This is a genomic window from Pseudogulbenkiania sp. NH8B (genome assembly GCF_000283535.1).
Lineage (GTDB): Bacteria > Pseudomonadota > Gammaproteobacteria > Burkholderiales > Chromobacteriaceae > Pseudogulbenkiania > Pseudogulbenkiania ferrooxidans.
In genome coordinates this window covers 3,946,691-3,967,825 of the sequence record NC_016002.1, presented here as the reverse complement: position 1 = coordinate 3,967,825, position 21,135 = coordinate 3,946,691, and the positions used below count along the sequence as shown (strand labels likewise).

The 21,135-nt window shown below is 69.1% G+C and carries 22 protein-coding genes and 1 other RNA gene; 18 read left to right on the top strand and 5 right to left on the bottom strand.

The features are described 5' to 3' along the window. Positions 1-13 precede the first annotated feature (13 nt). A complete protein-coding gene (locus NH8B_RS18345) occupies positions 14-631 on the top strand; it encodes a helix-turn-helix domain-containing protein (RefSeq protein ID WP_014088588.1) in 618 nt (205 codons plus the stop codon). Positions 632-725: 94 nt separating this feature from the next. On the opposite strand, the gene dkgB is transcribed toward NH8B_RS18345, so the two are convergent. Together dkgB and NH8B_RS18335 are read right to left on the bottom strand one after the other, a co-directional pair. Continuing rightward, the gene (gene dkgB / locus NH8B_RS18340) at positions 726-1,526 is read right to left on the bottom strand and encodes a 2,5-didehydrogluconate reductase DkgB (RefSeq protein ID WP_014088587.1); all 801 of its coding nucleotides are present in this window, start codon (positions 1,524-1,526) and stop codon (positions 726-728) included. A gap of 58 nt (positions 1,527-1,584) precedes the next feature. Then, positions 1,585-2,772, bottom strand: coding sequence for an MFS transporter (locus tag NH8B_RS18335; protein WP_014088586.1), 1,188 nt, complete (start codon positions 2,770-2,772; stop codon positions 1,585-1,587). 99 nt (positions 2,773-2,871) lie between these two features. On the opposite strand from NH8B_RS18335, the gene NH8B_RS18330 reads away from it, so the two are divergent. The 12 genes from NH8B_RS18330 (at position 2,872) to NH8B_RS20290 (ending at position 14,418) form a co-directional block, all read left to right on the top strand. Then, positions 2,872-3,768, top strand: a complete 897-nt coding sequence (locus tag NH8B_RS18330; protein ID WP_014088585.1) for a LysR family transcriptional regulator — start codon at positions 2,872-2,874, stop codon at positions 3,766-3,768. A gap of 183 nt (positions 3,769-3,951) precedes the next feature. Next, the gene (locus NH8B_RS18325; protein ID WP_014088583.1) at positions 3,952-5,181 is read left to right on the top strand and encodes an MFS transporter; all 1,230 of its coding nucleotides are present in this window, start codon (positions 3,952-3,954) and stop codon (positions 5,179-5,181) included. Positions 5,182-5,233: 52 nt separating this feature from the next. Next, positions 5,234-5,791, top strand: a complete 558-nt coding sequence (locus NH8B_RS18320) for a DedA family protein (RefSeq protein WP_014088582.1) — start codon at positions 5,234-5,236, stop codon at positions 5,789-5,791. Between the two features lie 200 nt (positions 5,792-5,991). After that, complete coding sequence (locus NH8B_RS18315; RefSeq protein WP_232503501.1) at positions 5,992-7,194, top strand: MFS transporter; 1,203 nt, start codon at positions 5,992-5,994, stop codon at positions 7,192-7,194. A 68-nt stretch (positions 7,195-7,262) separates the two neighbouring features. Continuing rightward, positions 7,263-8,270 carry a nucleoid-associated protein gene (locus NH8B_RS18310; protein WP_008952178.1) on the top strand — a complete coding sequence of 336 codons (1,008 nt, stop codon included), beginning with the start codon at positions 7,263-7,265 and terminating at the stop codon, positions 8,268-8,270. Between the two features lie 110 nt (positions 8,271-8,380). Further along, entirely contained in the window at positions 8,381-9,091 is a 711-nt protein-coding gene (gene hutC, locus NH8B_RS18305) for a histidine utilization repressor (RefSeq protein ID WP_008952179.1), read from the top strand. A 137-nt stretch (positions 9,092-9,228) separates the two neighbouring features. Continuing rightward, positions 9,229-9,888, top strand: coding sequence for a HutD/Ves family protein (locus tag NH8B_RS18300; RefSeq protein ID WP_014088580.1), 660 nt, complete (start codon positions 9,229-9,231; stop codon positions 9,886-9,888). A gap of 9 nt (positions 9,889-9,897) precedes the next feature. Continuing rightward, on the top strand, positions 9,898-11,289 hold the full coding sequence (locus NH8B_RS18295) for a formimidoylglutamate deiminase (RefSeq protein ID WP_014088579.1): 1,392 nt from the start codon (positions 9,898-9,900) through the stop codon (positions 11,287-11,289). 30 nt (positions 11,290-11,319) lie between these two features. Further along, positions 11,320-12,123, top strand: a complete 804-nt coding sequence (gene hutG / locus NH8B_RS18290; protein ID WP_014088578.1) for an N-formylglutamate deformylase — start codon at positions 11,320-11,322, stop codon at positions 12,121-12,123. Between the two features lie 288 nt (positions 12,124-12,411). Continuing rightward, positions 12,412-13,191: an AraC family transcriptional regulator gene (locus tag NH8B_RS18285; protein WP_014088577.1), complete on the top strand. Its 780-nt coding sequence runs from the start codon at positions 12,412-12,414 to the stop codon at positions 13,189-13,191. A 97-nt stretch (positions 13,192-13,288) separates the two neighbouring features. Then, complete coding sequence (locus NH8B_RS18280; protein WP_014088576.1) at positions 13,289-14,251, top strand: DMT family transporter; 963 nt, start codon at positions 13,289-13,291, stop codon at positions 14,249-14,251. Positions 14,252-14,342: 91 nt separating this feature from the next. Continuing rightward, a non-coding RNA gene (locus tag NH8B_RS20290) (sX9 sRNA) lies at positions 14,343-14,418 on the top strand. 40 nt (positions 14,419-14,458) lie between these two features. Here NH8B_RS20290 and NH8B_RS18275 read toward each other — a convergent pair. Further along, positions 14,459-15,385, bottom strand: coding sequence for a LysR substrate-binding domain-containing protein (locus NH8B_RS18275; protein ID WP_014088575.1), 927 nt, complete (start codon positions 15,383-15,385; stop codon positions 14,459-14,461). Between the two features lie 107 nt (positions 15,386-15,492). Between NH8B_RS18275 and NH8B_RS18270 the strand changes: the two genes are divergently transcribed. From NH8B_RS18270 to hisC, 3 genes are all read left to right on the top strand, one after another. Continuing rightward, a complete protein-coding gene (locus tag NH8B_RS18270; RefSeq protein ID WP_014088574.1) occupies positions 15,493-16,101 on the top strand; it encodes an FMN-dependent NADH-azoreductase in 609 nt (202 codons plus the stop codon). 271 nt (positions 16,102-16,372) lie between these two features. Beyond that, a complete protein-coding gene (locus tag NH8B_RS18265; RefSeq protein ID WP_014088573.1) occupies positions 16,373-16,735 on the top strand; it encodes a DnaJ family domain-containing protein in 363 nt (120 codons plus the stop codon). A gap of 85 nt (positions 16,736-16,820) precedes the next feature. Continuing rightward, positions 16,821-17,879 (top strand): histidinol-phosphate transaminase, encoded by a 1,059-nt coding sequence (hisC, locus tag NH8B_RS18260; protein WP_014088572.1) that lies wholly within the window; start codon positions 16,821-16,823, stop codon positions 17,877-17,879. Between the two features lie 96 nt (positions 17,880-17,975). On the opposite strand, the gene NH8B_RS18255 is transcribed toward hisC, so the two are convergent. Continuing rightward, positions 17,976-18,890: a DMT family transporter gene (locus NH8B_RS18255; protein ID WP_014088571.1), complete on the bottom strand. Its 915-nt coding sequence runs from the start codon at positions 18,888-18,890 to the stop codon at positions 17,976-17,978. 147 nt (positions 18,891-19,037) lie between these two features. Between NH8B_RS18255 and NH8B_RS18250 the strand changes: the two genes are divergently transcribed. Then, a complete protein-coding gene (locus NH8B_RS18250) occupies positions 19,038-19,499 on the top strand; it encodes an Lrp/AsnC family transcriptional regulator (RefSeq protein WP_041703637.1) in 462 nt (153 codons plus the stop codon). Between the two features lie 7 nt (positions 19,500-19,506). On the opposite strand, the gene hemF is transcribed toward NH8B_RS18250, so the two are convergent. Further along, positions 19,507-20,415, bottom strand: a complete 909-nt coding sequence (gene hemF / locus NH8B_RS18245; RefSeq protein WP_014088569.1) for an oxygen-dependent coproporphyrinogen oxidase — start codon at positions 20,413-20,415, stop codon at positions 19,507-19,509. 68 nt (positions 20,416-20,483) lie between these two features. Here hemF and NH8B_RS18240 point away from each other — a divergent pair, with 68 nt between their 5' ends. Next, entirely contained in the window at positions 20,484-21,101 is a 618-nt protein-coding gene (locus NH8B_RS18240) for a glutathione S-transferase N-terminal domain-containing protein (protein WP_014088568.1), read from the top strand. Positions 21,102-21,135: the final 34 nt, after the last annotated feature.

Below are 21,135 nucleotides of genomic sequence, written 5' to 3'. Positions count from 1 at the left end.
ATTTTGCCGACCAATGACCAAAAAAGTCAATATACCGACCGATTCGGGCGCCGATGTCCACTCGGTCAGCCAGGCGGTCGCCGCCAAGCTCAAACAACATCGAAAAAAGCAGAAACTGTCGCTGGACGAGCTCTCGCGGCGCGCGGGCGTGAGCAAGGGCATGCTGGTGGAGATCGAGAAATGCATCGCCAATCCCAGCATCGCCATCCTCTGCAAGATTGCGGCGGCGCTCGGGGTATCGGTGGCGGATATCGTGGACGTGGCCAGCGCCCCAGCGGCACGGCTGATCGATGGCCAGGACATTCCGACGTTGTGGACGGGCCCCAAGGGGGGCTCGGCCCGCCTGCTGGCGGGCACCACGGGGCCTAACATGATCGAGCTCTGGCGCTGGGAGCTGCAGCCGGGGGAGCTGTTTGAATCGCCCGGGCATCCGCAGGGAACCTTCGAGCTGTTCCATGTGGAGCAGGGGCAATTGACGATGAGGGTGGATAAAACCGACCTGATCGTCCCGGCGGGGTGCTCGGCGGTGGCGAGGACGGACGTTCCTCATCACTATGCGAACGAGGGCGACACCCCGCTGGTGTTCACGATGACCGTGGCCGAGCTGCACCAGTTGGCGACGACGCTCTAGCCGGTACGCCGGGTTTGCCTGGCGCGCCGCTCCCGGGAGGGCCGACATGGTCAGTGCACGCCGGGTGTGATCGCCCGGTCCGGGGGCGTGCCGGCTAGTCCCAGCGCGGGGCGAAGTCGGGATTGGCGAGGCGTTCGCCGCGCTCCAGCGTGGCGATTTCCCGCTGCTCGTCCTCGCTCAGGCTAAGGGCCTGCGCCTGCAGGTTGGCCGCCAGGTTGGCGCGCTGGGTCGAGGAGGGGATCACGGAGCAGCCCTGTTGCAGCAGCCAGGCGAGGGCAATCTGCGCCGGGGTGACGTCGTGCCGGGCGGCGATGCGCTGCAACACCGGCTCCTGCATCACCTTGCCGTAGGCCAGCGGCATGTAGGCGGTGAGGTGCAGGCCGTGTTCGCGGCAGAACGCCGCCACCTGGCGGTTTTGCAGGAAGGGGTGGAGCTCGATCTGCTGGGTGGCGATTTCCTCGGCGCCGACCGAGGCTATGGCTTGTTCGAGGTGGCGGATGGTGAAGTTGGAGACGCCGATCTGCCGCGTCAGCCCCTGCGACTTGGCTTCGGCCAACGTTTCCATGTACGCGGCCACCGGGATGGCGTCGTCGGGCGACGGCCAGTGAATCAGCGCCAGGTTGAGCTGGTCGAGGCGAAGCTTGTCGAGGCTTTGCTTCAGGCTGGGGATCAGTTGGTCGCGGCCCAGGTGCTCGGTCCACACCTTGGTGGTGACGAAGACCTCGTCGCGTGGCACGCCGCTGTGCGCCAGCGCCTGGCCGACCTCGGCCTCGTTGTCGTAGATCTGGGCGGTGTCGATGTGGCGGTAGCCCAACTCGAGGCCCATCGACACCGAGTCGATGACGTGCTGGCCTTGCAGGCGGAAGGTACCCAGTCCGATGGCGGGAAGGGTCATGAACAATCTCCTTAAGTAGTGAACGGTCAAGGGAAGGCTAGGCGTGATGCCGCCGGTATCACGAGGCGGTGACACTGGTGGTCTGGCCGGCGCGGCGGTCCAGGCGGCCGCTCCAGTGGGTGATGGCGAGCGCCAGCAGTACCACCAGCGCGCCGACCCAGGGCGTGGTCATCAGGCCGGCGTGTGCCACGATCAGCCCGCCACCCCAGGCGCCGCCGGCGATGCCCAGGTTGAAGGCGGCGATGTTGAGGCCGGAGGCGACGTCCACCGCGTGCGGGGCGTGGCGTTCGGCCTGTTGCACCACGTAGAGCTGCAGGCCGGGCACGTTGCCGAAGGCCACCGCGCCCCACAGCAGCACCGTGGCCAGCGCCAGCCAGGGGTGGGGGGCGGTGAAGGTCAGCAGCAACAGCACGCCGGAGAGCAGCAGGAAGATGCGCTGCAGGGCGTGGATCGGGCCGTGGCGGTCGGCGAGGCGGCCACCCCAAATGTTGCCGATGGCGACCGAGACACCGTAGATCAGCATCACCAGGCTGACCGCGCCGGCGCTGAAGCCGGAGACCTGCTGCAGGATGGGGGCGAGGAAGGTGAAGGCGACGAAGGAGCCGCCGTAGCCGAGCGCGGTCTTGGCGTACACCATCAACAGGCGCGGCTGGCGCAGCACGCCGAGCTGTTGCAGCAGCGAGGCCGGCGGGCTGTGGCGGATGGTGGCGGGCACGAACAGCAGGCTGCCGACGAAGGCGATCACACCCAGCGCGGAGACCGCGAGGAAGGTTTCGCGCCAGCCGAAGTGCTGGCCGATGAAGGTGCCCAGCGGCACGCCGCTGACCAGCGCCACGGTGAGGCCGGTGAACATGGTGGCGATGGCGCTGGCGGCCTTGTCCTTGGGCACCAGGCCGGTGGCGATGGTGGAGCCGATGGAGAAGAACACGCCGTGCGCCAGCCCGGTCAGCACGCGGGCGATGATCAGCGAGGCATAGCCCGGTGCTTGCCAGGCCAGCAGGTTGCCGACGGTGAACAGCGCCATCAGCGCCAGCAGCAGTTGCTTGCGCGGCAGCCGGCCGGTGAGCGCGGTCAACAGCGGGGCGCCGACGGCGACGCCGAGCGCGTAGAGGCTGACCAAGAGGCCGGCCGAGGGCAGGCTGACCTTGAGGTCGGCGGCGATGGTCGGAATCAGCCCGACGATGACGAATTCGGTGGTCCCGATGGCGAAGGCGCTGATTGTCAGCGCCAAGAGGGCGATCGGCATGATGAGCACTCCGGTTGAATGAGGAGTGCAGAGTGTCGCGGCTTTACTCTTGCAGAAAAATACGGTCTGATGCAGAAGATATTTGACTGAAAGTCAACGATGAAGACCACGACCGAAGAGCTGCTGGCCTTTGTCCGTGTGGTCGATGCCGGTTCGATCACGGCGGCGGCCGAGCAGTTGGGGCAGACCACGTCCGGGGTGAGCCGGGCCTTGAGCCGGCTGGAGGGCAAGCTCGCCACCACCTTGCTCAACCGCACCACGCGCCGACTGGAGCTGACCGAGGAGGGGCGGCTGTTCCTGTCCCACGCTAGAGGCATCCTCGGCGCCATCGACGAGGCCGAGGTGCAGATGGCGATCCGCCGCGAGCGGCCGTCCGGGCGGCTGCGCGTGAACGCAGCCTCGCCGTTCATGCTGCACGCGGTGGTGCCGCTGGTGGGGGCGTTTCGTGCCCGCTACCCGGAGATCGAGCTGGAGCTGAATACCAGCGACGAGATCATCGATCTCTTGGAGCAGCGCACCGACGTGGCGATCCGCATCGGCACGTTGCAGGACTCCTCGCTGCACGCCCGGCCGCTCGGGCAGTTCCGGCTGAGGCTGGTGGCGGCGCCGGCCTATCTGGAACGGCACGGCGTGCCGCAGCAGGTCGACGAGCTGGCACGGCATGCGCTGATCGGCTTCACCGCGCCGTCGTCGCTGAACACCTGGCCGCTGCGGCGGCAGGAGTCGTCGGGCTATGTCATCACCCCGGCGCTGTCTGCATCGAGCGGCGAGACCGTGCGCCAGCTCGCGCTGGCCGGGCAGGGCATCGCCTGCCTGTCGGATTTCATGACCCGCCAGGACCGCCAGTGCGGCGAGTTGGTCGAGGTGCTGGCCGACGCCACGATCGAGACCTGGCAGGCGATCCACGCGGTGTACTACCGCAACACCGGGCTGGCGGCGCGCATTGGCTGTTTCCTGGATTTCCTGGGGCAGCAGCTGGCAGGACAGGGACGGTGAGGGCCTGGGTGCCGCCGCGTGGCCAGGCACCCGCCTTCCGTGTTTGAGTTCGTTTCGCGTCTTGCCTACACTTCGCCTGCAACGGCTGGCTGCTGCGAACGCCCCGGGGAGGGCCGCTGCGCCAGGGCCGGCGGGCCTTCCGTGGCCGGACCGGACAGCCACTTCTTTTTCGAGGCGCCTCGCATGTCGACCCAACCCTCGCGCCAGCCCGGCGCGCTGAAAATGCCCGTGGCGACGCCCGCGATACCTCGCACGGTGTGGGCGCTGGGCTTTGTCAGCCTGTTCATGGACGTGTCGTCGGAGCTGACCCACAGCCTGCTGCCGCTGTTCCTGGCCGGGACGCTCGGCGCCAGTGCGCTGACCATCGGGGTGATCGAAGGCATCGCCGAGGCGACCGCCCTGATCGTCAAGATCTTCTCCGGGGCCATCAGCGATTTCATCGGCCGGCGCAAGGGTCTGCTGCTGGCAGGCTACGGGCTGGCGGCGCTGACCAAGCCGCTGTTTCCGCTCGCCACCTCGGCCGAAACGGTGTTCGTCGCGCGCTTTCTCGACCGCATCGGCAAGGGTATCCGGGGGGCGCCGCGCGATGCGCTGGTGGCCGATATCGCGCCGGCTGAGATTCGCGGCGCCTGTTTCGGCCTGCGCCAGTCGATGGACACGGTGGGAGCGTTTCTCGGCCCCTTGCTGGCGATCGCGCTGATGGCGGCTTTCGCTGGCAATATTCCGCTGGTGTTGTGGTTCGCGGTGGCACCCGCCGCCGTGGCGGTGGCGCTGATCGTGGCCGGGGTGGACGAACCCGGGCACGGCCCGTCGGCGCATCGTTTCCGCTCGCCGATCCACTGGCGCGTGCTGCGCGAGTTTCCGGCGTCGTACTGGTGGGTGGTGGGAATCGGCGCGGTGTTCACGCTGGCCCGCTTCAGCGAGGCGTTCCTGGTGCTGCGCGCCCAGCAGTTGGGCTTGTCGGCCACCTGGGTGCCGGCGGTGATGGTGGTGATGTCGCTGGTCTACAGCCTGGCGGCCTATCCGGTGGGCCGGCTGTCGGACCGCATGAGCCGCACCGCCCTGCTGGGCGTGGGCCTGCTGTTCTTGGTGTTGGCGGACCTGGTGCTGGCCCGGGCGGGCTCGGTCGCGGGGCTGCTGGCCGGCGTGGCGCTGTGGGGGCTGCACATGGGGTTCAGTCAGGGCATCCTGGCCACGCTGGTGGCCGACACCACGCCGGGCGGGCTGAAGGGCACGGCGTTCGGCGTATTCAACCTGGTAAGTGGCGGCTGCATGTTGTTTGCCAGCGTGATCGCGGGCTGGTTGTGGCAGGTGCACGGCTCAGCCACGACCTTCTACGCCGGGGCGGTGTTCGCGCTGTCGGCCTTGCTGCTGCTGGGGGGCCGGCGTGGACGGCGGGTCCGGCCGGGGTGACTTTTCCGGTGCGGGTGCCGGGGCCGGATGGCGGCCAGGCGGGGGATAGGCGATGACATTGACCCAGTTGCTCGTGCAGTACGGTTACCTGGCGGTGTTCGTCGGGGCGCTGCTGGAAGGCGAGACCGTGCTGGTGCTGGCGGGCTTTGCCGCGCACCAGGGTTATCTGTCGTTTTTCTGGGTGGTCGCGTTCGCCTTGTGCGGCGGCACGCTCGGCGACCAGACCTTCTTTTTGCTGGGGCGGCGCTACGGTACGGCGCTGCTGGAGCGTTTCCCGGGCTGGAAGCCGGGAGCGCAGCGGGCGAGCCGGTTGCTGCAGCGGTTTCACACCGCGCTGATCATCGGCGTGCGCTTCCTGTACGGGCTGCGCGTGGTCGGGCCGATGGCGATCGGCATGAGCGGGGTGCCGGTGTGGCGTTTTGCCGTGCTCAACCTGATCGGCGCGGCGCTCTGGGCGCTGCTGGTCGCCGGTGCCGGTTTCCTGTTCGGGCACGCGCTGCAATGGCTGTTTGCCGATATCAAGCGTTACGAGGAGGGGGCGTTGCTGCTGATCGCCGCCCTGGTGGTGGCGTTCGGCCTTTGGCGCCGCCTGCGGCAGCGTTGGCGGTGAACGCAGCGGGGCAATGGAGGTCGTCGCAAGGCAATAAGTCGTCGTTTTGAGACATGTCTTGGACGAAACAAGGGCCATGATGAGGGCATGCCTACGCCTGTCCGGCCGCCGCTGGCCCGAGGGTGGTCGCGGGCGGGATGGGCGTGCGCATCTTTGCAATGCGTCCCCGCCCGGGCGGGGGCTTTGAGTTTGTATTCCTGATGACGACTTTTCCTGTACAGGCGTCGGCCGTGGGTGGCTGGCGCACCGTCTTGCGCTCGGTGGCGGCGTTGCTGCTGGGCTATACCATCCTGATGGCCGGCAACGGCCTGTTCACCACGCTGACCGCCTTGCGCCTGATCGGCAGCGGTCTGTCCACCACGCTGACCGGCCTGATCCAGTCGCTGTATTACGTCGGCTTCTTCGCCGGCACCTTCGCCTGCGGCGGCTTGATCCGCCAGGTGGGCCATCACCGCGCCTTCGCCGTGATGGCGGCGACCATCACCTGCGTGGCGCTGGCGCAGTCGCTCGGGGTCAGCCCCTGGCTGTGGGCCTTGTGCCGCCTGCTGACCGGGATGGCGCTGGTAGGCATTTTCATGGTGATGGAGAGCTGGCTCAACGGCTGCGCCGCCAACCATCTGCGCGGCCAGGTGATGTCGGTGTACATGATCACGGGCTATCTCGGCATCAGCGCCGGGCAGTGGCTACTGAACGTGCCGTTGTCGGCCAGCGGCAGCCTGTTCAGCGTGGTGGGCATCCTGTTTGCGCTGTCGGCGATTCCGGTGACGCTGACCACGCCGGGGACGCATCTGGGGGTGTCGCCCAATCTGCTCGAAACCATTCTCCGCCTGCTTGCCACGGTGCGTCAGATGGCGCGGCTGGCGCCGATCGGGCTCGGCGCAACGCTGGTGGCGGGCTGCCTGAGCGGGGCGTTCTACACCATGATCCCGGTGTTCTTCGCGCGTCACGGTTACGGCGAGGCGGACATCGCCGAGTTCATGGGCTTGTCGATGCTGGCGGCGCTGTCGCTGCAGTGGCCGGTGGGGCGCTTGTCCGACAAGGTCGACCGGCGCACGCTGCTGGCGCGGTTGTGCCTGGCCATCGGCGCCATCGCCCTGGCGATTGCGCTGAGCGGCAAGACGGCGTGGATGCTGTGGCTGATCCTGGCCTACGTCAGCGTCACCTTCACCCTGTACGGCGTCGCCAGCGCCATCGTCAACGACGTGATGCCGCCGGAGTCGCGCATCGATACCAGTTCGGTGCTGCTGCTGGCGTTTGCCGCCGGCGGCATCGCCGGCCCGCTGCTGGTGTCGCTGTTCATGGACGGACTCGGGCCGGCAGGCTATTTCTACTGTTCGGCGGTGTTGAGTTTCGGCCTGCTCGCAGCCATGGCGCGATACCGCCCGTCGCCCCGTGCCGCGTGAGCGCGCCGCTTGCCACGGGCGGAGGCGACGGCAATAATCGCGGCTCGTTGGCGAACAGGGAGACGGGCATGGTGATCGGTGAGGCGAGGGTGGAGCGGCTGGTGGTGCATCGCGTGGGCAATCCGGCGCGCGGCGAGCCGCTGCAGCTGTCGGAGCGCACCACCGCGGCCGACGACGGGGTGTCGGCGCTGATCCTCGACGGCTACCTCAAGGGCATCGTGTCGGACAAGAAGAAGTACCAGTTCGTGCACGAGTCCGACCTCAACCTCAACGAGCTCTATCACTACTCGCGCCAGTTCTTCCGCGACGAGCTGGATTTTCTCGAGCTGTCGCGGCGCATTGCGCGTCATCTCTACGCGCGCTCGCAGCATCCCAACATCAGCGCCGGCGACCTTTTGGTGGTGCTGTTTTCCGGGCTCGCCGACGGCGACGAGCCGCAGCGCGCGCTGGGGGTGTTCAAGTCGGAGATCCGCGACGATTTCCTGACCGTGATCGAGTCGGGGGCGGTGTTCGATCTCGGCCACGCCTCCGGCATCAACCCGCGCCTGATCGACAAGGGCGCGCTGCTGTTGGAGCACGGGCCGACGGTGTACGCCGTGGACCGCCTGGGCCAGCAGGCCAAGTTCTGGCTCGACGACTTCCTGCAGGCGCTGCGCGTGCCGGATACCGCCTCGCGCAGCCGCATGGTGGCCGAGGTGCTGGAACAGATCTCCGGCGAGATCGACGACCCGCTGGCGCAGGCGCGCTTCAAGGACGAATGCCTGGCGCTGTGCCAGGCGGAAGAGGCGGTGTCGGCGGGCCAGGTGAGCGAGGTGGCGGAGCGCTTCGTGCCGCGCCAGCAGGTCGACCAGGCTTTCGACAGCGCGGCCGAGTCGTACGGCTTCGCGCTCGACGACGAGGCGGCGGTGCCGGCGCAGGGCATGGCGCGGCGCCTGGAGCGCACCCTGAGCAAGGTGGGGGTGGGGCACGGCGTGAGCATGCTGCTGCCGTCCTCGCTCGGCCTGCAGAATTTCCACTCGCTGGATGACGGCGAGGGCGGGTTGACGCTGACGATCAAGCTGCGCCGCCGCGACTAGCGGCGCGCCGGGTTGGCCGAAGCCCGGCGGCCGGGGACGGTTATGTCTAGACAAGTTGGGCGCGTGCTATAGTGTCGGACATCGTTTCCTTACGCCGAGAGCGCGCCTCCATGTCCAGCACCGCTACCAAACCCGTTCCCGCCTACGCGCAAATCAAGGACTACGTCCGCCGCCAGATCGAGAGCGGCGCCTGGCCGATGGATAGCCTGATCCCGTCCGAGCACGAACTGGTCAAGCAGTTCGGGGTGTCGCGCATGACGGTGCACCGCGCGCTGCGCGAGCTGACCGCCGAGCAGGTGCTCAACCGGGTGCAGGGGGCGGGCACCTTCGTCACCGGGCAGAAGTACCAGTCGACGCTGATCGAGATCAAGAGCATCGCCGAGGAGATCAAGGGCCGCGGCGACCAGCACAGCAGCGAGGTGCTGATCCTGGAGCGCACCAGCGACACCAAGGCGCTGGCGGCGCTGGAACTGCCGGCCGACGCCTACGCCTTCCACTCGCGCATCGTGCATTTCGAGAACGGCGTGCCGATCCAGCTGGAAGACCGTTTCGTCAATCCGCGTCTGTACCCGCACTACCTCGAGCAGGACTTCCACACCATCACCCCCAACGAATACATGACGCGCGAGGCGGCACTGCAGCGCGCCGAGTACGTCATCACCGCGCGTCTGCCGGACGCCGTGGCGCGCCATCGCCTGCAGATGGAGATCGGCGACCCCTGCCTGGTGCTGCACCGCCGCACCTGGGCGCACGATCAGGTGGCGACCGACGTCATGCTGTGGCACCCGGGCTCGCGCTTCCAGTTCAGCGGGCGCTTCTGAGGCGGCTTTTCCCGTTCTGGCTGCCGGCGCACCGGCACGGCGGTGGCGCACTTGTATAGACAATAGAGCTGCGCTACACTGGCTGAACTTGTATAGACATTAGGGCGCCCTGGCGGTCGCCCGACGGGAGAAGCCAGATGAGCAAGCCGCAGCACGACGCCGGCGACACGGCGACGGTGCCGGGTCGTCGCCCTTGTTACACGCTGATCCGCCGTGCGGCGCTGGAGGCGCGGCCGTGGAAGAACGGCGGCGGGGTGACACGCGAGATCGCCGTGTTCCCCGAGGGGGCCGGCATGGACGATTTCGTCTGGCGCGTGAGCCTGGCCGACGTCGCGGCGGCCGGGCCGTTCTCGCGTTTCCCCGGCGTCGACCGCACCCTGGTGCTGCTCTCCGGCGACGGCATGGTGTTGCATCAGGACGACGGCACGGTGCACGCCCTGGCCCGTCCGCTCGATCTGGCTGCTTTTGCCGGCGAGACCCCGATCGACGCCACCCTGCCCGGCGGCGCCACGCGCGACTTCAACCTGATGCTGCGCCGCGACGCCGCCCAGGGCCGCGTCGAGGTATGGCAGGGGGCCGGCCGGCACGTGCTCGACGGCGACGTGGTGCTGCTGTTCTGCGCGCAGGGCCGGGTCGAGGTCTCTCTCGGCGATGACGCGCCGATTGCGCTCGAGGCCGACGACACCCTGCGCCTCGACGCCGGCGCCGCCGCGCTCGCCTGCCGCGTGGCAGGCGACGGCGCGCTGCTCGCCGTCAGCATCCGCCTGCTGCCGCTCACCCCTTCAGACCGTTCTTGAGGTTGGCCGATGACACTTTCCACCCACTCCCTGTTTGCCGAACGCGCGCTGCTGCCCGAGGGCTGGCGCCGTAACGTGCTGCTCTCCTGGGACGCGCACGGCCTGTTGACCGCCGTCGAGCCCGACGCGGTCCTGCCCGCCGGGGTCGAGCGCGCCGCCGGGCCGGTGATCGCCGGCATGCCGAACCTGCACTCGCACGCCTTCCAGCGCGCCATGGCGGGCTTGACCGAGTACCTCGGCCACCCGCAGGACAGCTTCTGGAGCTGGCGCAGCCTGATGTACCGTTTCGCCGCGCGGCTGACGCCGGACACGCTGGAGGCGGTGGCGCGCCAGCTCTACGTCGAGATGGCCAAGGCCGGCTACACCTCGGTGTGCGAGTTCCACTACGTGCACCACGACGCCAACGGCAAGCCCTACGCCAACCCGGCCGAGCATGGCGAGCGCCTGATCGCCGCCGCCGCCGACGCCGGCATCGGCCTCACGCTGCTGCCGGTGCTGTACCAGCAAAGCGGCTTCGGTGCCAAGCCGCCGCTGCCGGAGCAGGCACGCTTCATCGCCAGCACCGACTGGATGCTCGATCTGCTGGCTCGCCTGCGCCGCGATCATCCACAGCACGCCGGCCTGCGCTACGGCGTGGCGCCGCATTCGCTGCGCGCCGTCACGCCGGCCACGCTGGAGGCGCTGCGCAGCGGCCTGCACGGCGCCGACCCGGGCGCACCGATCCACATCCACATCGCCGAGCAGACCAAGGAGGTCGACGACTGCGTCGCCGAGCTGGGCAAGCGCCCGGTGCGCTGGCTGCTCGACAACCAGCCGCTCGACGAGCGCTGGTGCCTGGTGCACGCCACCCACATGACGCCGGACGAAACCGCCGACTTGGCGGCGAGCGGCGCGGTGGCCGGTATCTGCCCGACCACCGAGGCCAACCTCGGCGACGGCATCTTCGACGGCGTGGCCTACCTCGCCGCCGGCGGTCACTGGGGCATCGGCTCGGACAGCCACGTCAGCGTGTCGCTGGTCGAGGAACTGCGCCTCTTGGAATACAGCCAGCGCCTGCGCGACCGGCGCCGCAACGCGCTCGCCAGCGCCGACGCCCCGCTGGTGGCGGACCGGCTCTACGCCCAGGCGGTGGCCGGCGGCGCGCAGGCGACCGGGCGGCCGGTGGCCGGTCTGGCGCCGGGGCAGCGTGCCGACCTGCTGGTGCTCGACGCCGAGCACCCCAACCTGGCGCAGCGCGCGGAGTCGCAGCTGTTGGCCGGGCTGGTGTTCTGCCAGCACGGCGAGACGCCGATCCGCGACGTCTATGCCGGCGGGCGGCGCATCGTCGCCGAGCGGCGCCACGTTTCCGAGGCGGCCGCGGCGCGGGGCTATCAGGAAGCCCTGGCCGAACTGCTGGGCTGATCCTCAACCATTTGGGACGGAATTCGAATAATGGATACCCCGATCTACACCCTGCAGCGCGGCAGCGCGCCGCTGCTGATCTCGATGCCGCACGTCGGCACCGAGCTGCCGGCCGAACTCGCCGGGCGCCTGGCGCCGGTGGCGGCCGAGCTGGACGACACCGACTGGCACCTGCCGCGGCTGTACGACTTCGCCGCCGCGCTGGGCGCGTCGATCCTGATCCCGCGCTACTCGCGCTACGTCGTCGATCTCAACCGCCCGCCGGACAACGCCAACCTCTACCCGGGGCAGGACACCACCGGGCTGTGCCCGGTCGACACCTTCGCCAAGGTGCCGCTGTACCGCGCCGGCGAAGAGCCGGACAGCGCCGAGATCGAGCGCCGCGTCGAGCGCTACTGGCGGCCCTACCATCAGGCGCTGCAGGACGAACTGGCACGCATCCAGGCCGAGCATGGCGTGGCGCTGTTGTGGGAGGCGCACTCGATCCGCTCCGAGGTGCCGCGCTTCTTCGAGGGCCGCCTGCCCGACTTCAACCTGGGCAGCGCCGGCGGCGCCTCGTGCGGCGCGGGCCTGGGCGAACGCCTGCTGGCGGTGGCGCAGGGTTTCCCGGCCTACAGCGCGGTGCTGAACGGCCGCTTCAAGGGCGGCTACATCACCCGCGCCTACGGCCAGCCGGGCGACGACGTGCACGCGATCCAGCTCGAGCTGTCGCTCGCCACCTACATGGAAGAGCAGGCGCCGTACGCCTACGACGAGACACGGGCGGCACGGGTGCAGCCGGTGCTGCGCGCGCTGCTGGCGAGCCTGTTGCAGTGGGCGGATCAGCCGGCCTGAGCACGTGTGAATCAATCGGCTGCGCGTCCCTGGTCGGGGCGCATGCGCTGCCCTGTACGGGTGAGTCTCCGGTGGAGATTCGCTCGGCCATGATCCTCATGTACGCCCTGTCCATTGCGGTTGCTGCGCTGCTCTTTTCCCCGCCGAGGGCCGCGCGCGGCGAGTTGTTCCACCCGCGCTGATGCCTTGGCCGCCGCGGCGGCCACGTTCCCGATGCCGTAACGGTTCTCCTCGGCGCGCTTGTCAGGCAGACTAGCGTCTATCCGCCATCGCTACGCCGTTCGCCTGATGAATCCCTCGCTGTCCGTCCGCCATTACCTGCCCGAAACGCAGGCTCACAGCCACGACCACGCCCAACTGGTGTTCGGGCTGGACGGCGCGCTGCAGGTGGACGTGGAAGGACGCGGCGGGCGCATCGCGGCGCAGCAGCTGGCGGTGATTCCCTCCGCCTGCCGTCACGCCTTCGCCGGCGACGGCGCCAGCTCCTGCCTGGTGCTGGATGTCCCCGCCGATGCCGACGCGCTGGCGCGCCTGCTGGGCAGCGGTGCCGACGCCGCGCGCCGCCTGCTCGACACCCCGGGAACGCGGGCGCTGACGCCGGCGCTGGGGGCGCTGGTGAGCGGGCTGGCGGCCTTGCCGTCGCTCGACGACCAGGCCATCGGCCGCCACGGCGCCGCCCTGCTGCTGGCCGGGCTGGCCCAGCCCCAGCCGGCGCTGGCCTTGCCGGGCCTGCCGCTGGCCAGGCTCGACGCCTTCATCGACCGCCATTGCGGCCATCCGCTGCAGGTGCGCGACCTGGCCGAGCAGGCGGGGCTGGCGCCGTCGCGCTTCCACGAACGCTTCCTCGCCGAGACCGGGCTGCGCCCGATGGAGTACGTGCGCCGGCGCCGCCTGCGGTTGGCGCGCCTGCTGCTCACCACCACCGCGCTGCCGGTGGGCGAGGTGGCGGCGCGCACCGGCTACGCCTCGCAGAGCGCCTTCACCAGCGCGCTGGTGCGCGAGTACGGCGAGACCCCGAGCATGCTGCGCCGTGCCGCGCGGGCGGAGTCGCGCGCCAAGCCGGCGTAGCCCCGCGACAGATTTTTTCTCTTTCCTTCACTACACTGCCGGACGTAATGGGGCCGAGCGCGTGCGCGCGCCGGGCCGCAACGGACCAACGGGAGTGATGGTGATTCAAGGTGTGCTGTACGGCCTCGCGGCCGGCGCCCTGTGGGGCATGGTGTTTCTGGCGCCGCGCGCGCTGTCGGCGTTCTCGCCGCTGGAGCTGGCCTCGTGCCGCTACCTGAGCTACGGCGTGGTGTCGTGGCTGATGCTGTGGCCGGTGTGGCGCAGCGTGCGCGGGAAACTGCAGCGCGAGGACTGGCTGGCGCTGCTGCGCCTCTCGCTGATCGGCAACATCATCTATTACGTGCTGTTGATCAGCGCGGTGCAACTGGTCGGCATCGCGCCGACCTCGCTCATCATCGGCGTGCTGCCGGTGCTGACCACCTTGATCGGCAGCCGCGAGCACGGCGCCTTGCGCCTCTCCGCGCTGGTCTGGCCGCTGGCGCTGATCATGGCGGGGGTGGCGGCGATCAACCTCGACGTGTTCCTCTACGCGCCGGACCCGGCCCACGGCGGCGCCGGCTGGCTGGTCAAGCTCGGCGGTCTCGCCTGCGCCGTCGCCGCCCTGGTGTCGTGGACCTGGTACGCGGTGGCCAATGCGCGCTACCTGCGCCGCCACCCGCGCTTCAACAGCCACGAGTGGTCGTTGCTGACCGGGGTGTGCACCGGCGCGCTGGCGCTGCTGCTGGCGTTGCCGGCGGGCTGGCTGGCGTTGTCGGTGCCGGCGGCGCCCGGGCGCGACTGGGGACTGTTCGCCGGCATCACGGTGGCGGTGGCGCTGGGGGCCTCGGTGCTCGGCACCGGCTTCTGGAACGCCGCCAGCCGCCGCCTGCCGCTCACCCTGAGCGGCCAGCTGATCGTGTTCGAGACGCTGTTCGCGCTGTTCTACGGCTTCCTCTACGAGTGGCGCTGGCCGCGCCCGTTCGAGGGACTGGCGATGCTGCTGCTGTTGGGCGGGGTGCTGTGGTCGTCGTGGCTGCACCTGCAGCCGGCGGAGCCCCTGGCCGACGAGATGCCGGTGTGAGAACCTGCTTTCAACGTGACTGCGCGGTCGTGATCTCGGGTTGGGTGGACTGCGTGCAAATCTTCGATTTGCTCAGCGATCTGGAATCCTCATGGACTCCGTGTCCATTCCGGTTCCTGCGCTCCAGCCGCCCCTCGCTGACGACCGCTCGTTACACGTTGAAAGCAGGTGCTGAACGGTCAATGCTATTCAGCAAATAGAGCTTCCTTAACCGAGGCGGTCGTAGCCCGGATGGCCGGGCGGCACCAGCTCGGCGGCGAGGAAGTCGATGAAGGCGCGCACCGCCGGCACCAGCCCGCGCCGGCTCGGGAACACCGCGTGCAGGATGCCGCCGGGGATGATGTAGTCCGGCAGCAGCCGGACCAGCCGGCCCGCCGCGAGCGCGGCATGGCACAGCTGCACCGGCAGTTGCGCCACGCCCAGCCCGGCTTCGGCGGCCTCGGTCAGCACCATCAGATCGTCGGTGATCAGGCGCGGCTGCTCGATCTGCACGCTGTAGTCGTGGCCGACCGCGTCGAGCAGGGCGAGATGGCCGCGCCCGTCCGGCCAGTTCATCGACAGCGCCGGCAGCCGCGCCACCTCGGCCGGGCTCGCCGGGGTGCCGTATTGCTGCAGCAGCGCCGGGCTCGCCACCAGCACCTGGCGCGCGATGCCGAGCCGGCGCGCCACCAGGCTGGCGCTGTCCTCGATCACGCTGCGCACCCGGATCGCCACGTCGATGCCGTCCTCGATCAGGTCGACGCGGCGGTTGGTCGCCTCCAAGAGCAGCCGTACCTGCGGGTGCTGCTGCATGAAACGCGGCAGCAGCGGACCCAGCTCGGTCTTGGCCAGCAGCTCCGGACAGCTCACCCGGATCAGGCCGCGTGCCTCGGCGGTGACGCGCGAGACGCTCTCTTCGGCTGCGTCGGCTTCGGCCAACATGGCCTGGCAGTGGTCGTAGAAACTGGCGCCGACCTCGGTCAGCGCTAGCTTGCGCGTAGTGCGCTGCAGCAAGCGCACCCCGAGCTGTTCCTCCAGCCCGGCCACGCGCCGCGACAGGCGCGACTTGGGAATCCCCAGCACGCGGGAGGCGGCGTTGAAGCCACCGTGTTCGACTACCTTGGCGAAGAACAGCAGGTCGTTGAGATCGCGCATGACGATTGTCCTATGAGTGGAACAATGCTTCTTATTTTAGCCGTCTAGTGGCGATTGGCGATAAAACCTACCATGCACCTGTACCCACTTTTTACAGGAGCACCACCATGAAACTGCTTCACCTCGATTCCAGCATCCTCGCCGGCAACTCCGTTTCGCGTCAGCTGACCGCCGCCCTGGTCGACAACGTGCGTCGCCAGCACCCGGCCATCGAAGTCAGCTACCGTGACCTGGCTGGTAGCTCGATCGCCCACCTGTCCGGCGAGATCATCGGCGCCAACTTCACCCCGGAAGCCGACTGGAACGCCACCCAGCGCAGCGAGAAGGCGCTGTCGGAAGAGCTGATCGCCGAGTTCCTGGCCGCCGACGTGATCGTGATCGGCGCACCGATGTACAACTTCTCGATCCCGTCGCAGCTCAAGGCCTGGATCGACCGCGTCGCCGTGGCCGGCCGCACCTTCAAGTACGGCGAGAATGGCCCGGTCGGTCTCGCCGGCGGCAAGAAGGTGCTGATCGCCTCCAGCCGCGGCGGTGTCTACTCCACCGAACAGGGTCGCCTGATGGACTTCCAGGAAGACTACCTGAAGACCGTGCTGGGCTTCCTCGGCATCACCGACATCGAGTTCGTGCGTGCCGAAGCGGTCAACATGGGCGAAGACAAGCGCGCCACCGCGATTCATGCGGCGAAGTCGGCGATTGCGGCCATCGCGGTGTAACCCATCCCATTAGGCGGCTGTGCCTGTGCATCTTGAGCGCCGGCAGTGCTCTGCGCGAGGGATTCGCTCAGCCATGATCCTCATGTACTCCATGTACATTCCGGTTCCTGCGCGCTGGCGGCGCTCAACCTGCTTTGGCTCGCTCGCCTACTGGGACAGGTTCTCTTGTTTGCTATTGTTGGCAAGATCACCAAAGGGGCTTCGGCCCCTTTTTTCATGCTGTCTTCCCGCCCCTGTCCGCGCTAGCATTCAGGGGAGAGGAGGGCGTGGCATGGATATCCTGGCGCTGATCGGAGAACAAAGGTTGGCCGAAGCGGCGGAGAAGGGCGAGCTGAGCCACCTGGCGGGCGAGGGGCAGCCGCTGCCGGAGGACGACATCAGCCCGCTGGTGCCGCCCGAGCAGCGCATGGCCTGGCGCATCCTGAAGAACGCCGGCTACCTGCCGCCGGAGCTGGCGGCGCGGCGCGAGGCGGTGGAACTGGCGCTGACGCTGGACGGCGCCGAGGGCGAGGTGCTCGCGCGCGGACTGAAGCGCCTAGCGCTGCTCAACCAGCGCCTGAGCGACGCCGGCTTGCCGACCGTGAGCGCGGACGGCGCCTACGGCGCCAAGCTCTTGCGCCGGCTAGAGCGCTGACGGGACGAACGGCGCTGCCGCAGCGGCCCGCCGTTTGTTACGATGGAGGTTTGCTAGCCATCCATCCCGTCATCCCGGACCCGCCATGAGTCAATACTGGAGTGCCACCGTTTCCCGCCTGACGCCGTACACCCCCGGCGAACAGCCGCAGCACCAGCGCCTGATCAAGCTCAACACCAACGAAAACCCCTACCCGCCGTCGCCGCGCGCCATCGAGGCGATGGGGCGCGAGCTGGGCGCGTCGCTGCGCCTCTATCCCAACCCGGACGCCACGCCGCTCAAGGCCGCCATCGCGCGCCGCCACGGCCTGACCCCAGCCCACGTGTTCGTCGGCAACGGCTCGGACGAGGTGTTGGCGCACGCCTTCTGCGCGCTGCTCAAGCACGAGCTGCCGATCCTGTTCCCGGACATCAGCTACAGCTTCTACCCGACCTACTGCAAGCTCTACGACGTCGACTACCGCACCGTGCCGCTGGCCGAGGACTTCAGCCTGCGGATCGACGACTACTTCGTGCCGTGCGGCGGCATCGTTTTCCCCAACCCCAACGCCCCGACCGGCCGCCTGCTGGCGCTGGACGCGATCGAAACGCTGCTGGCGGCGCAGCCGCAGCGCGTGGTGGTGGTGGACGAGGCCTACATCGACTTCGGCGGCGACAGCGCCATCGCGCTGGTGGAGCGCCATCCCAACCTGCTGGTGGTGCAGACCCTGTCCAAGTCGCGCTCGCTGGCCGGGCTGCGCGTCGGCTTCGCGGTGGGCCACCCGGCGCTGATCGACGCGCTGGAGCGGGTCAAGAACAGCTTCAACTCCTACCCGCTCGACCGCATGGCGATCGTCGGCGCCACCGCCGCGATCGAGGACGAGGAACATTTCGACAGCACGCGCCGCGCCGTGATGGCGAGCCGCGCGGCGCTGACGGCGGGGCTGGCAGCGCTCGGCTTCGAGGTGCTGCCGTCGGCCGCCAACTTCGTGTTCGCGCGCCACCCCGGCCACGACGCCGCCACCCTGGCCGCCGCGCTGCGCGGCGAGGGCATCATCGTGCGCCACTTCAACGCGCCGCGCATCGCGCAGTTCCTGCGCATCACCGTCGGCACCGACGCCGAGTGCCAGGCGCTGCTGGAATCGCTGCGCGCCAAGCTGGGCTGAGGCCGTCGTCCTTCGTTGCCGCCGGACAGCAGCATGGCCGCCGTCGCGTGAGCGAGGGCGGCCATGTCGTTTCTGGAGGTTGCCGAGATCGGCGGGCTAGCGCCGCGGCGGCAGCGGCCGGCTGGCGCCGACCACGCCCGCCACGATCAGCGCCATGCCGAGCAGCGAGCCCGCGCCCGGCATTTCGCCGAACAGCGGCAGCGCCAGCAGCGAGGCCAGCACCGGGGTCAGCGCACCGGCCGCGGCGGCGGTGTCGGCGCCGAGGCGCGAGATGGCGATGGCGTAGCACAGCGTCGAGACCAGCCCCACCCCCAGCCCCTGGATCAGCCCCTGCAGCGCCAGCTGGCTCGCCGGGAGGGTCAGCAGCCCGAGCGGGGGATGCAGCAGCAGCCACGGCAGCAGCAGCGCCAGCGAGCCGGTCGAGATCAGCGCCGCGCCTTCCAGCGGCGACAGCCCGGAGCGGCGCAGCGCCAGCGTGTAGTTGGCCCACATCAGGCTGCCCAGCAGGAACAGCGCGTAACCCCGGCCCAACTCGCCCTGGCCGTGGTTGAGCGTCATCAGCACCAGCACCCCGGCGCCGATCAGCAGCAAGGCCGGCAGCCGCGCCGCTGGCGGGCGCTGGCGATAGAGCAGCGCGCCCAGCACGGCGACCAGCAGCGGCAGGGTGCCGGGAATCAGCGTGCTGCCGTCGGCCACCGGGGCGTGGCGCATGCCGAGGCCGGCGATCAGGAAGTAGGGCAGCCCGGCCCCCACCAGGATCGACGCCAGCAGCGGCCACGGCACCGCCGCGATGCGGCGCCAGCGCCGCACCAGCAGCGGCAGGAAGCCGAGCCCGGCCGGGGCGAAGCGGATCAGCGCCAGTTCCTCGGGGCGCAGCTGGGCACGCGCGCCGGCACGCAGCGACACGAAGAAGCTGGACCAGATCAGCACGGTCACCGCCAGCGCGGCGAGGCCGGCGACGAGGCCGGAACGTGGGGCGGCGGTGGGCAGGACGAGGGTGGCGGCGGACATGGCACGGCTCCGGAAGGGGAATAAGCCGATTATCGGCGCGCCAGCGGAGGGTTATCCGGCAATATGCGACAAGGTTGGCGTATTTATTGGTGGAAGTCGGCGTAAAAAACGCTATAGTTGGTCGATTCGACCAATTGGGGCATGGCCATGGACCGCATCGACCGGCAACTGCTGGAACTGCTGCAACGCGAGGGGCGGCTCAGCACCGCCGAACTGGCCGAGCGCGTGGCGCTGTCGCCGACCCCGGTGGCGCGCCGGCTCAAGCGGCTGGAGGAGGACGGCATCATCAGCGGCTACCGCGCGGTGCTGGACCGCCGCCGCCTCAAGCTCGCCACCACGGTGTTCGTCAGCGTGCGCCTGATGCACCACCGCGAGGATGCCTCGCGCCTGTTCGAGGAGGCGCTGTCGCTGATGGACGAGGTGATCAGCTGCCACGTGGTGTCGGGCGCCTACGATTACCTGCTGGAAGTGGTGGTGCCGGACCTGCCGGGCTACGAGCGCGTGGTGCGCAAGCTGCAGACGCTGAGCATGGTGCAGGACATGACCAGCAACTTCGCCATCCGCCCGGTCAAGACCGGCGCGCCGCTGCCGCTCGACGCGCTGGAGTGAGAGGGGATTACAGCCAGTCGCGCGCCGGCAAAAACTTCTCGTACAGCTCCGCTTCGGGCGAGCCCGCTTCGGGCTGGTAGCCGTATTCCCAGCGCACCAGCGGCGGCATCGACATCAGGATCGACTCGGTGCGCCCGCCCGACTGCAGGCCGAACAGCGTGCCGCGGTCCCACACCAGGTTGAACTCGACGTAGCGCCCGCGCCGGTAGAGCTGGAACTGGCGCTCGCGCTCGCCCCACGGCGTGTCCTTGCGCCGCGCCACGATCGGCAGGTAGGCGTCGAGGTAGCCGTTGCCCACCGCCTGCAGGAAGGCGAAGCTCTGTTCGAAGCCCCAGGCGTTGAGGTCGTCGAAGAACAGGCCGCCGACGCCGCGCGCCTCGTGGCGGTGCTTGAGGAAGAAGTACTCGTCGCACCACTGCTTGTACCTTGGATAGACCTCGGCGCCGAACGGCTGGCACAGGTCGTGCGCCACGTGGTGCCAGTGGCGCGCATCCTCCTCGAAGCCGTAGAACGGCGTCAGGTCGAAGCCGCCGCCGAACCACCACACCGGCGCCTCGCCTTCCTTCTCGGCGATGAAGAAGCGCACGTTGGCGTGGCTGGTGGGGACGTAGGGGTTCTCCGGATGCACCACCAGCGACACGCCCATCGCCTCCCAGCGCCGTCCCGCCAGCTCCGGACGGTGCGCAGTGGCCGAGGGCGGCAGGGTGTCGCCGGTGACGTGCGAGAAGTTGACGCCGGCCTGCTCGAACACCGCGCCGCCGGTCAGCACGCGGCTCCTGCCGCCGCCGCCCTGCTCGCGCTGCCAGCTGTCCTCGACGAACGACGCGCCGCCGTCGGCCGTTTGCAGCGCGGTGCAGATGCGGTCCTGCAGGTCGGTGAGGAAGGCGTGCACCACCGTAGAGGAAAAGTGACTCATTCGCGGTATCCTAGCGTGATCGTTAGCGCGGCATTGTAACCGACAGCGCCGCCCGGCAAGGAGCATTCATGATCACGTTGTATACCTGGGGCACGCCCAATGGAAGAAAAGTCTCGATCCTGCTGGAAGAGCTGGGTCTGGGCTACCGGGTGGAGCCGATCGACATCGGCCAGGGCGACCAGTTCTCCCCGGCCTTCCTGGCGGTCAACCCCAACGGCAAGATCCCGGCCATCGTCGACAGCAACGGCCCGGAAGGCGGTCCGATCACCGTGTTCGAGTCCGGCGCCATCATGATCTACCTGGCGGAGAAGCACGGCCGCTTCCTGCCCGCCTCGGGCTTTGCGCGCTACCAGGCGCTGCAGTGGCTGATGTTCCAGATGGGCGGCTTCGGGCCGATGCTGGGGCAGACCCACCACTTCTTGCGCTACGCCCCGGAAAAGGTGCCGTATGCCATGGAGCGCTACCACAAGGAAACCCAGCGCCTGTACGGCGTGCTGGACGCCAGGCTGGCTGAAACTCCCTACGTCGCCGGCGACTACAGCATCGCCGACATGGCGCTCTACCCCTGGGCGGCGCGCCACGAGTGGCACGACATCGATCTTTCCGCCTATCCCCACGTCGAGCGCTGGTACCACGAGATCGGGGCGCGGCCGGCGGTGATACGCGGCATGGCGGTGCCGGGCTGAGCCTGTCTCATTAGGCGGCTGCGCCTTCACATCT